Origin of the sequence: Bradyrhizobium uaiense (assembly GCF_010811875.1) — a bacterium.
In the GTDB taxonomy this organism is placed as follows: domain Bacteria; phylum Pseudomonadota; class Alphaproteobacteria; order Rhizobiales; family Xanthobacteraceae; genus Bradyrhizobium; species Bradyrhizobium uaiense.
Genome location: NZ_VKHP01001300.1, coordinates 1 through 203 on the forward strand (window position 1 = coordinate 1; position 203 = coordinate 203).

Annotated in this window: 1 pseudogene; it reads left to right on the top strand. The window is 58.6% G+C overall.

Features of this window, described 5'->3' with window-relative positions:
* Nucleotides 1-202 (top strand): annotated as a pseudogene (locus FNJ47_RS49695) (IS5/IS1182 family transposase); the annotation flags it as partial.
* Nucleotide 203 lies beyond the last annotated feature (1 nt).

A 203-nucleotide genomic window follows, 5' to 3' on the forward strand; every position in this document is an offset into this window, starting at 1 on the left:
CGCGCTCGCCGTCATTCCCAACAACCCGTCACGCGCGCTCAAATACCCCCTCGACAAGCATCTCTCCGCCCAGCGTCATCTCGTCGAATGCTGCTTCTCAAAGCTCAAGCAGTTCCGACGTGTCGCACCCCGCTTCGAAAAAACGGCCCGGAATTACCGGGCCGTCGTCACTCTCGCTGCCATTGTTCTATGTATGCGCTAGT